The 11,552-nt window shown below is 58.3% G+C and carries 7 protein-coding genes; 1 reads left to right on the top strand and 6 read right to left on the bottom strand.

The window, feature by feature from the left end; genetic code table 11:
• Positions 1-123: 123 nt before the first annotated feature.
• The 5 genes from gcvH to Q1A00_RS02335 all read right to left on the bottom strand — a co-directional run bounded on the left by gcvH (position 124) and on the right by Q1A00_RS02335 (position 6,252).
• Positions 124-513 (bottom strand): glycine cleavage system protein GcvH, encoded by a 390-nt coding sequence (gene gcvH / locus Q1A00_RS02355; RefSeq protein ID WP_298406775.1) that lies wholly within the window; start codon positions 511-513, stop codon positions 124-126.
• Between the two features lie 11 nt (positions 514-524).
• A complete protein-coding gene (gene gcvT / locus Q1A00_RS02350) occupies positions 525-1,628 on the bottom strand; it encodes a glycine cleavage system aminomethyltransferase GcvT (protein WP_298406779.1) in 1,104 nt (367 codons plus the stop codon).
• A gap of 15 nt (positions 1,629-1,643) precedes the next feature.
• Positions 1,644-2,777 carry a CpXC domain-containing protein gene (locus Q1A00_RS02345; RefSeq protein WP_298406781.1) on the bottom strand — a complete coding sequence of 378 codons (1,134 nt, stop codon included), beginning with the start codon at positions 2,775-2,777 and terminating at the stop codon, positions 1,644-1,646.
• Positions 2,778-3,041: 264 nt separating this feature from the next.
• Positions 3,042-5,204, bottom strand: a complete 2,163-nt coding sequence (locus Q1A00_RS02340; protein WP_299755073.1) for a glycoside hydrolase family 2 protein — start codon at positions 5,202-5,204, stop codon at positions 3,042-3,044.
• Between the two features lie 31 nt (positions 5,205-5,235).
• Positions 5,236-6,252: a glycosyltransferase family 2 protein gene (locus tag Q1A00_RS02335; protein WP_299755070.1), complete on the bottom strand. Its 1,017-nt coding sequence runs from the start codon at positions 6,250-6,252 to the stop codon at positions 5,236-5,238.
• A 465-nt stretch (positions 6,253-6,717) separates the two neighbouring features.
• On the opposite strand from Q1A00_RS02335, the gene Q1A00_RS02330 reads away from it, so the two are divergent.
• A complete protein-coding gene (locus Q1A00_RS02330) occupies positions 6,718-8,745 on the top strand; it encodes a cation:proton antiporter (RefSeq protein WP_298406790.1) in 2,028 nt (675 codons plus the stop codon).
• Between the two features lie 31 nt (positions 8,746-8,776).
• On the opposite strand, the gene Q1A00_RS02325 is transcribed toward Q1A00_RS02330, so the two are convergent.
• Positions 8,777-11,467, bottom strand: a complete 2,691-nt coding sequence (locus Q1A00_RS02325) for a beta-galactosidase (protein WP_298406792.1) — start codon at positions 11,465-11,467, stop codon at positions 8,777-8,779.
• Between the last annotated feature and the right edge of the window lie 85 nt (positions 11,468-11,552).

Below are 11,552 nucleotides of genomic sequence, written 5' to 3'. Positions count from 1 at the left end.
TAGTTCCATCTAGACTATCGGTATCCCAGCGGTTGCGTTGTTGTTCGGTTGCGCCCCTCCCGGCAATGTTTTAGCGCTATAGCAGGGGCGCTGCGCACCCGCGCAATGACGTTCGCCATCTGCCTAATGATCGATCTCGGCTACCAACGCAGCATACGCCTCGGCATCGAGCAATTCCTCGCTCTCGCCGGTTGGTCGCACCCGCAGCATCCAACCTTTGCCGTAGGGATCGTTGTTAATCGGTGACTGATCGCTCTCAAGATCTGTATTAACTGCCACTACCTCGCCACTGACCGGCGCATAGAGATCCGAGCTTGCCTTGACCGACTCGACTACGCCGAAGCTTTCGCCGGCAGTGACGGTTGCGCCGACGGCGGGCAATTCTACGTAGACCACATCGCCAAGCGCGTGCTGGGCATAGTCAGTGATCCCGATCACCACCTCATCACCTTCGTAGCGCACCCACTCGTGGGTTTTGCTGTACCGCAGATCGGACGGAGTGTTGTAAGCCATGTCGAACTCCTCTAGCGCTTGTAGCGCGGCTTATAGAAGGGCATCTTCACGACGCGCGCGCGAACGGGTCGCTCGCGCACGATAACATCAAACTCACTACCTTCGCTGCTGAGATCGGTGGGTACGTAGGCCATACCGAGCGGGCGGCCAAGGGTTGGCGAAGGCATTCCACTCGTGACAAACCCTACCGGTTCGCCGGTAATGCGTCTGATTTGATAACCACCACGGGCAATCCCCTTGCCGACCATCTCGAACCCGACCAGACGACGGGTGACACCGGCCTGCCTAATCGCCTGCAATGCTTCGCGTCCGATAAAATCACCTTTGTCGAGCTTCACCACCCAACCGAGGCGAGCTTCGTAGGGGTTAATCGTTTCGTCAATCTCATGGCCATAGAGGGCAAGACACGCCTCAAAGCGCAGACTATCGCGCGCACCGAGACCGCAGGCTTGCACCGCATTGCCACCGAGTGCCAGCAGACCGTACCAGAATCGTTCGGCATGCACTGCCTCGAAAAAAATCTCGAAGCCGTCTTCGCCGGTGTAGCCGGTACGAGCGATCAGGGCATTGTGGCCGAAGATAGTGGTCATTGCCACCCCGTGAAACGGGAGCGAGCCAATCTCAGTCGTGGTTGAGTCCTCTGCGGTGGCGAGCAGGTGTTCGGCGTGTGGCCCTTGGAGCGCGAGCATTGCCCAGCGCTCAGAACGATCTTCAATTTCAACTTCAAACCCGGTGGTATGCTGCTGGAACCAATCCCAATCTTTCGCGCGATTAGCGGCGTTAACTACCACCATAAATTCATCGGGCAGATGGTAGATAAAAACATCATCAACAATCCCACCGTTGGGCCGGCAGAGCAGACCATAGTTGGCGTGGCCGAGCGGAATGGCGCTGACATCACACGTCACCATGCGTTGGAGGAACGCTTCGGCATTGGGGCCGCGCACCATAAACCGGCCCATGTGGCTGATATCGAACAACCCGGCCCGGTTGCGCACGGCATGGTGTTCTTCGATGATGCCGCGATATTGTACCGGCATTTCCCAGCCGCCAAATTCGACCATGCGCGCGCCCATAGCGAGGTGCGCGTCGTAGAAAGGAGTTCGTTTCAGCATACACTTTCCCGTTGGTTATGAACGGTCTTCTTCCAAACCGGCGCGCACCCGGCGCAGCAGTTCTCGGCAAGCGATGGCGTGGCGCGCCAATGCTTCATCACCACCGGCGCGCGCTTCGGCGGCAAATTCCCACAATGCCTGTTCGGCAGTTTCGCTCAGCAGCAGCGGGTATTGATCGAGTACGTGTGCTATCGCGTCTTCGTCATCGGCCACTAACAGCGCCTCGATAGCCGTCTCTAAATCAGCGGCGGGGGCTAGCGTAGCGCGGAACGTTGCCAGCATTGATCGGCGTGCCTCGATCAGTTGGGCTAGCCGCTCGGTATCACTGGCGAGCGCCGTCTCTATTTCAACCGCGAGTAACTCATCGATTTCGGGTCGCAACAGCAACGGGTAGCGCGCGATAGCCTGTTCGAGTTCGGCGTCACTGTGTGCATTCAACAGGGCTTGCAACGCTTCTGGCGGAATGGCAGTGAGCCGTTCGGAAGCGGTATGACGGCTCATTCCGGCCAGCAGATCGCGCGCATTGCGCAGTCCCTGCGCAATCTCAGCTTCGCCTTGCGCGGTGGCGACTTCGGCCAATTGGGTGAGGGTCACAATGGTCGCTGGTTCAAGCAGTTCAGGATGCTTAGCCAGTGCCTGTTCGAGATCGGCAGCGGTATCGGCGGCTAGGAGGGCTTCGACTGCGGCTAGCAACGGCGGTGGTTCGTCGCTTAGCGGCGCAGGTGGTGATGGCGGCGAAGCTGGCCCACGCCGACGGGCATCGAGCCGGCGCAGCAGGTGGGCCAACCCGCTCATATCTTGGGCGATGTCAACATCGGCTAAATAGGGCCGCCGCTGCTCGATATCAATCGAACCGACCAGCAAGGCGTGCAGCTCGCGGGCTTGCTCGCGAATCTCGTGATCAGCCGCGCCGGGAGCGGGCGCAAACAACACCCGGCGGGCTTGGGCATCGTGATACAGCAACGGCGCGCCTGCCGGCCCACGCGCTCCGCAGTGCGGGCAGGTGACGATGTTGACCTCTTCGCGGCGCAGCGCCGCTGCCGTTTCCGGCTCCTCATCGGCGTCGATAATCAACCAAATCTCGGCGCTAAAATCATTGCCGCAATGCGGACACGTCAATGGCGCCTGCTCGCGGTACGAGATGGGCATACGTTCTTGCAACCTTGCCGATCGGCGAATTCGTTTCCTCCGCTGTATTGTACCATCAGTAGCCGTTCTGCATTGCGTTATTGTGAGGCTCTAAACGCGCAGGCGCAAAGCGCGCAAAGCCGCAGATGGGTTTAACGCGCAGGCGTGTAGAGGTTGCAAAGGGCGCGGGAGATGGTTTCGGGTGCTGCGCGCCCTTGCAATGACAAACAGGCGTGTACGAGGTAAAGGAACGCGGGTACACATCCTCCCCGGATGGGCATAGCCTCACTGTCCTGACCTGACTTCAACGACGTTCAGATGGTAGCGGTTGGTACATTCCGGCCCGGCCCCGATCAAGCGTAACTCGATCGTGTACCGTCCGGGGTGAAGGGGGGTGAGGCGCAGGTGATCGATCTCGATAGCGAGCGAGTCGGCGGGCAGATCGAGGTAGCGCACGACAGTGGCCAATTCAGCGTCAGTGGGATCGCGCATCGTAATAGTGACTTGCGCGCCTGCCAATGGTTGGCGGGCATCGTTGACGGCGTAGATTGGCAAATCAATCACTTCGCCAATAACGAAGTCGCGCGGTTCGATCAGAGTAAAGGCATATTGGGGGCGAAAGCAATCGCGCAGAGCGTAATACGAACGCTTGGGCACTCGCCAATAATCGATCACGCTCCACAGGACGGCTGGATAGGGATCGACAAAGAGAAACGCAATGATCCCGCCGGTCGGACGATATTTGTGGTAACGCAAGCGATCGACGTAAAAGCGGTTGAGTTCAGCTTGATAGTTCTGCGACATCTCGATGACTTCGGCCAGTGAGGCGGCTTGCCGCCACGGATACCACGCTGACATAATGTCAGCCTGCAACCCGTGCCGTTCAACGAGGCGGGCTACGGCTGCGTCATCGAGCGGGTCGGGCATGAAGCGTAAACTGCTTTCAAGGTTGGGAAAACTCTGTGCGCCGAATTCGGTCACAAAGCGCAGATTGCTGGGGAAGCGGGCGCGCACCGTTTCGCCAAACGCCAACGTGCCGTAGGTGCGGTACCAGCCAAAGTAGGCATGAGCGTCGGTGCCAGTGCGCACGTAGGGCACATCTGGCTCACCCGATGAACGGATCACAGGGCGAGTTGGGTCTTCTGCTTCGACGATCTGCTTCAACTGCACATCCATCACGTCGCGGTTCCAGCTGAAAATGAACGCCGACTGGTAGGTGCGCAGCCGGGCGCCCAACGACTCATCAGCAGTGTCTTCGAGATGAATCGCCTCGTTGTGCATGCACCAGATCGCGATGCTGGGATGGTTCCCGAGCAAGCGTACCATGGCTCGCGCCTGATGGCGAGCTGCCGGCAACACCTCAGGGCGATAGATCCACTGGAGCGGAAAATCCTGCCAGAGCAAGATTCCGGCGGCGTCGGCGGCGGCGTAGAAGGCCGGATGGTCGATATGGGCATGGACACGCAGCATATTCATATGGCAATCACGGGCCAAGGCGAGATCGCGGTCGGCCCGTTCGCGATTCATGGTCGCGATGCGCATATCGCCGGGAGGGTAATTATTGCCTTTAGCAAGGAATCGCTCGCCGTTCAGATGCGGAATCCAGTCGCGCAGCTCGAAGGTGCGCACGCCATAAGCGAACGACTGCTCATCGCTGAGAGTATCATCAAGCCATATCCGCACCGTGACCTGATAGAGGTCAGGCTGACCAAGATCGTGCGTCCACCAGCGCCGCGGCTCGCGCAGCTTCAGCAAGCCCTGCACCGTCTGCGCGCCGCCGCGCAATCGCCGTTGCACGGTGAAGACCTGCGTTTCACCGTGAAAGGTCAGCGGAGCAAAGATGATTTCGCTGCGAATTGCTACAGCCTGTGCGGCATCAAGATCAAGGGCAAAGCGTAACTGGGCCAGCCGGGCATCGCAATGCTCGGTGCGCAGGCGGGCAGCGTGCAACCGCACCGGCCCGCTGCGGTGTAACTCAACCGGCAGCCAAATCCCACCCGGATTGGCGTGCGGATCGAAGCAATCCCAATGGGAAAAGACGCCGGTAATCATGCGCTTGCCGATTTTATTGTGCTCGTCGGGACAGTCAAGTTCGATAATCAGAGTATTCTGAGGTTTTAAAAGCGTCGTCACCTCGTGCTCGGTCGGCTCGAAATAGCCTTCGTGCGCGCCAAGATCGACCCCATTGAAGTACGTGTGTCGGTAATAGAATGCGCCGTTGATCCGCAACCAACGTCGTTCGTCGGGAAGCTGATCGGGTGAGGAAGGGTTCACGAAGCGACAGCGATAAACCACCTTGCCGCTGTGCGTTTCGAGACCGGGCAATTGCTGCCAATGGGCCGGCACAATTGCCGGCAGCCAGCCCTGATCATGACGCGGGTAAATGCCTTGGGAAAATTCGGTAAGTGGGCGAATGTGCCAGCCATCACTTAATGTATGTAGATGCATAAGCGGGAAGATGGATTGCAAACGCTTGCGGCTACCGCAATGGATGAACCGGATCAAAATCGTGTAATGCTGCCAATACTTGTTTATACGTTGCGATGCGCTGTCGGCGCAATGCTGGCCGATGACCAAGTGCCAGCTTAAGCGTCTCGATACTCAGCTCATACTGATAGCCCAGCCAGATCAGTCGGCGCAGCAGCAGTGTTAACGGCCAACCGTACCACATCCGCGCCAGCAGTAAGCGGCTTTGCTGAAAGTGGCAGTGGCGTCCTACCGGCATTTGTTCACTACTCTTCCCTTCGTGATGGATCACCACTGCTTCGGGTAGGTACCAGATCTGACTCTCGACTTCAACCTTCTCGCGCCGAGCATGAGTTGGCGGTGGCGGAGCCGGCTGGCGCCATTGTAACCGCCACTGCCATTCCAACTCTTCACTATACATAAAGAAGCGCTCATCGAGCAAGCCAGCTTGGCGGATAGCGGCGGTGCGCACGAGCAATGCTGCGCCGACCAGCCAACCTACTCGCTGCACGCGATCATCTGGCCGGTCAGCGCAGTGATAGTGGCGCACCCACGGGTTTTGGGGCCAGAGGCGTTCCCACGGCGTACTCTCCCAGACCATCGTGAGCAGGGTGGGGAAGCGGCGGCGCGACGATTGGAGACTACCGTCGTTGTAGAGTAAGCGCGGGCCAACCGCGATCGCGGCTGGATGAGATTGCAGAAAAGCGACCAATTGCGGGATCGCATCGGCCACCGGCTCGGTATCGGGGTTCAGCAAGAGGACAAACTCAGGGCCGCCATCAGGCCGTTGCAATAACCGGCGCAAGGCCAGATTATTGCCAGCGGTAAAGCCGAGATTTGCGCCGGCTTCGATTACTTGCACATCGGGAAATTCGCTGCGTACCATTGCCGGCGTGCCATCGTGGCTATCGTTGTCAACTACAATAATCTCGGCAGTGAGATCGCTAGCCGCTAGCGAGGCCTTGACGGCGGTGAGGCAGCGGCGGAGCAGATCTTTAACGTTCCACGAGACGATGACGATAGCAAGCATAGTTGTCTATAGTTGGTACAGAGTGAGGTGTGCGCATATTCATTCGGAAACACAAAGATAATGGGGGAAGTAGCAAAGCGCATTGAGGCGTACTCATCACTCCTCTGGAGAATACGCAAAGGTCAAACAGTGGGCCTTAACCCGTACTCGTAATGTATCATAGCATGTTTTAGACCATTGCAGGGGTCGGCCATGCGGGGGTCGGCCGCAGGGGTCGGCCATGTAGGGGTCGGCCTTGTGCCGACCTTGTGCCGACCCCTACGATTGCCTGCCCCTACCGATCTTGTGCCTGCCCATGCGTACCCTGTTGGAGGTAGGCATAGGGCCAATGTCGATGTTTTTGACAGATCAGGGTTCATTCCTTATCATACATAATGCGTCTTATTTGCGCCACGCTGCGTAGAGCTTTTCCCCATACCCGTACTCTGTTTTGCTGCTTTCGTTGTTGATGACCGGAGCTGTGCTATGCATCACGATATTTCACTGTTGGCAAATCTCGCGATCGCGCTGGTAGTAGCGTTCATCGGCGGGGTGCTAGCCCGGCAGCTCGGTCTACCGACAATTGTTGGGTATCTCGTAGCCGGCATGGCAATTGGCCCGTTTACACCGGGTTTTGTCGGCGATGTCGAGGATATTAGCCAACTTGCCGAAATTGGTGTGATCTTTTTAATGTTTGGGGTTGGTTTGCACTTCTCACTCAAGGATTTGTGGGCCGTGCGTCAAGTAGCCTTACCCGGCGCTATTCTCCAAATGTCAATCTCGACCACTCTTGGCTTTTTGCTCAGCCAATGGTGGGAGTGGTCGGTTGTTTCGGGCTTGCTCCTCGGCTTGTCAATCTCGATTGCAAGCACTGTTGTGCTGCTGCGTGGCCTTATGGATAACGGCATGCTGAACACGAGTGCTGGACGGATTGCGGTAGGCTGGCTAGTATTAGAAGACATAGCAACTGTTCTGATTCTAGTCTTGCTCCCCATCATGTTTGGCAGCCAGAGCGAGCAATCGCTGCTTGTCGGTGCCTTTTCACTGCTTAAAGCGGTGCTCTTCGTCGTGGTGATGCTGTTTGCTGGACGGCGGCTCTTGCCCAAATTGCTTGACGTTATCGCCGGTACTCGCTCACGTGAGTTGTTTATTCTGGCGGCAATAGCGATTGCATTGGGTACTGCCTTTGGAGCAGCGGTCTTTTTCGATGTTTCGCTCGCACTCGGTGCGTTTCTCGCTGGTGTGGTGCTGAGCGAGTCACAGTTTAGTCACCAGATCGGCGATGATGTGTTACCTTTCCGTGAAACCTTTGCCGTCATCTTTTTTGTCTCGGTCGGCATGATCGTCAATCCGCTTTATCTTTGGGCAAACGCCGGTCAAGTGTTGGCATTGACAGCCTTGATTGTGTTTGGCAAAGCGTTGATTACTCAACTGCTTGGTTTCCTTTTACCGGCTAGCGGACGCACAATGTTAGTTGTTGCTGCCGGCCTCAGCCAAATTGGCGAGTTTTCGTTTATCTTGGGTAGCACTGGTATGGCCTTGGGCCTGCTCAATCAAGAGCAATACTCGCTCATTTTGGCTGGCGCACTGCTCTCAATTATGGTAAATCCGTTCATGTTCCGCTTAATCAAGCCAATCGAGCAGATGATGCAGCGCATTTCCCCCCGACTTTGGGACTGGTTCGACCGTCATCCGTTGGCATCGTCTGATCTCGTTCTGCCGCACGAAGGTCACGTCGTTGTAGTTGGCTATGGCCGCGTCGGCCAACACATCGTGACCGTACTTGAGCGACTGGGGATTCCACGGTTAGTCATCGAGATCGACTCGGGGCGAGCAGCCGAGTTCAACGCGAACGGTGTACCGACGCTTTTCGGCGATGCGGCGAATTCAGACGTGTTGATGCATGCTGGGCTAGAGCGCGCACGGGCCCTCGTGGTCACGTTGCCTGATGAGACGGCAACCGAGTTGGTGGTAGCGGCAGCACGCAAAATTGCGCCTAATTTGCCCATTATCGCTCGTGCTGCTACCACCAAAGGCGTTGGTCGCTTGATCAACCTTGGCGCGCGCGATGTGATCCACCCCGAATTAGAAGGCGGGCTGGAGGTGATGCGCCATACGTTGCTCTGCTTGGGGTATCCGGCTACCCAAGTGCAAGGTTATACTGACGCGGTGCGGCGCGATGAGTACGATTTCACAGTCTCGACGCCAGCCGAACATCAGGCGCTCGATCAGATGGTGCGGGCCGCACGCGGGATCGAGATTGCGTGGCGAATGGTTGGCGAGCACAGTTCCATCGTTGGTCAAACCCTCGCCGAAGCGAATATTCGTGCCCGCACCGGTGCGTCGGTGATTGCAATAATCCGCAACCAACAACTGATCGCGAATCCCAAATCGAGTACGGTGTTTCAGGCTGGCGATCTGGTCGGTCTGATTGGTGAAAGCGAGCAAATTGCGGCGGCTGAGCAGTTGATTAGCGGCGTGGCGCTCGCGCGCGAGCCGGCGTTGGCAGGGTAAGAGACGTTGCATTGCAACGTCTCTACCGCAATCATTCATATACCAGCTCTACCGCGCCGCTGCGGCTCTGCTCGACGAACAACAGTAGCTCGTTGTGCGCAGCCAGCCACGAGATAGGCAGTTTGTACTCTTCTTGTGGCCCAATTTGCCAGAAACGGCCGCAGTTTTGACCATTGAGCCAGATTTGGCCTTTATCGAGGGTACCGGGACGCAATGCGAGGCGGTTGATGGTAGCCGGGAGATCGGCGCGGGCGAAGACCGCTTGCACAAAGGCTGGGCCGGCAGGTGGGGCCGGTTGATCGCTGACGGTCACGCCGGCGCGGAAGCTCCAGTGGGCCGGTAACGGTTGGTTGGCGTCGTAGCTAATCAGGGTCGCCCGCCATGGCGCGCCAGCGTAGTTGAGAATCTGCAAGGCGAGGGTGTTGATCCCCGGCTGTAGGAGATCAGTGATGTCAGCCTCAATCAACCCGCCGCTACGATGGCGGCTAAACCGCTCGACGGCGACGCCATTGACAAAGAACGCGCCGGAGTTGCGGTCGCCGGTGATATGCACCCGGTAGCGTCGCCCGGCCTGCACCTCGATCGGACGGATCAGCCAGACCATCGGCCCCGTCCACGCAAACCGGCTCAGGTGAACGTTCTCGGCATCGGGCCGCGCGGCCCACGGCTTGATGTTAGCAACCGCTTCACCGGCAAATTGCACCTCTTGCCAATAGGCATACCAGCCTGTCGAGATGTCTACTTGATTACCATCGAGATACAAGGGGGCAAGTAAACCCTTCCGTTCCCCCAGATTCAGACCATAATTAAACCGGCCCAGATTATCGACTAACAGGCGCAGATCGTGGCGGCCAGCCGGTAGGTCGAGGGCAAACGTGTAGCGCGGGCCGGTTGGGTGTAGACCCAGTACGCCGGCGAATTCGCCATTGATCAGTACCAACGCGCGGTCGCGGAGTGCTGGCGCTGCGAGCGTCGTCTTTAATGGCGCGTTAAGCTCAAGCTCAGCGCGATACCAGCCATAACCGTAGGGACAACCGAGCTGTTCGAGCGGTGCGGGCGTAGCGATTGGTTGCCAGCCGGTGTCGTCAGTCGCCTCTACCACCGCGAACGCGCGTGCGGTGAGGATGGTGCGGCGCGGTTGGGCGGGTAGCGGCAAAGGCTGGCTGCCGTAGCGTTCGGCCAGTGCTTGTGGCAACAGCTCGATCAAGAGGGCATGATCTTCCCATGCCACCTCGATCCGGCGACCCTCAGCCGTAATCCAGTAATCGATCCGCAAGACCTGCTCGCGCATCACCACCCGCGCTGCTAAGCCAGCATCATCGGCGTGGATACCAATCGGCGGCGAAGGCAGCCGCAACAGTAACGTGCCCTGTTCACCTTCGCGACCATAGATCGCAAGCGTCCCTTGATCGGGCCAATAACCGAGTACGCGACCGGTATGGCCGACGATGGTGATCCCACTCTCGCCGAGGGGCAGATTGGCAAAGATCGGGCGCATGCTGGTTGGTTCCACTTCAACGCTCAGATGCTCCCCCGAAGGCAAGAACACCTCGTAGGTCGTTGCTTCAAGGCCGGGGTTAACGAGAAACGTAGCGCAGAACTCACGCCACGCCGGTGGTGCGGTTGGGCCGGCGGATACTGTGCGGTAGGGCTGCACGCCGCCCTCGCTTCGGCCAGCAATTGCCGCCGACGGAATTACTGTCATCCCACCGGGCATGGCATCGGCCAGCACTGCCGACAACGTCGCCCCGAAGCAGCTCAGAAAGAGATGATGGCGGCGAGCGACTAGCGCCTTCGCAGTCAAGCGGCCATATTCATCGACCGGCGCGTCATAATCGTAACTGGTGGTCATGTGGATCAAATCGCCGCCGACGGTGCGCCCGCCCCAATAGCCGAAGTTGGTGCCGCCGGCCCACATCCAATGGCTGAAGCCGGCGCATCCCACTGCCGTCAGTTGATGTAACGTCATATCGAGCTTGGCCGCCGTCTTGCGCGTTTGGCGCTGACCACCCCAATGATCAAACCAACCACTCCACAATTCAGAGACGATCATAGGATTATCCGGCCAAATCTGGCGCGTCTGCACCAACTTCTCGGCAATCCCGCTCCAGCCGTTGCGAAACTCTGAGTAGCCGGGGGTGGCTCCCATACACGTATACTGCGGCACCTCGATGCCGCGTTCGAGCGCAGCGCTGGCCAGCGTTAACTGGTGCTCATCAGCGCCGTACACCCCTGACGCCCAGTGCTCATTCTCAATCTGACAGAGGATGATCGGGCCGCCACGGGTATGCTGGCGTGGAACGAGGATCGGCATCAGGGTGTCGAACCAGCGCAGCACTGCGCTGAGAAATGCCGGATCGTTGGTACGGAGACGCAAATCACCGTTAGCGGTTAACCATGCCGGCAAGCCGCCATTTTCCCACTCGGCGCAGATGTACGGGCCGGGACGCACAATCGCTTTCAAGCCAAGCTCGTGGCAGAGGTCGAGGAACGCACCCAGATCGGCTTCGTCGCTAAAATCGAACACGCCCGGTTGCGGCTCGTGGCGGTTCCATGGAATGACCGTATCAATCGTGTTGAGACCGGCCCAGCGCGCCTGTTCGAGCAGCGGGCGCCATTCGGCGCGCGGCCAGCGGAAGTAGTGAATACATCCAGAGAGGAGATAGAAGGGTTGGCCGTCAAGTTCGATCCCGTTGCGGCCAACGGTAACACTGGCGCTCATGGCTAACCTCGCTTATCACCCTGCGCCCGCCTTTGGCGCAGTACACCTTAATCATGACATAGACGGGTGGAACTGTCGAATACAA

It is taken from the genome of uncultured Chloroflexus sp. (genome assembly GCF_938091255.1).
Taxonomy (GTDB): domain Bacteria; phylum Chloroflexota; class Chloroflexia; order Chloroflexales; family Chloroflexaceae; genus Chloroflexus.
The sequence above is the reverse complement of the archived record's forward strand: the minus strand, read 5'-3'. Positions and strand labels throughout refer to the sequence as shown.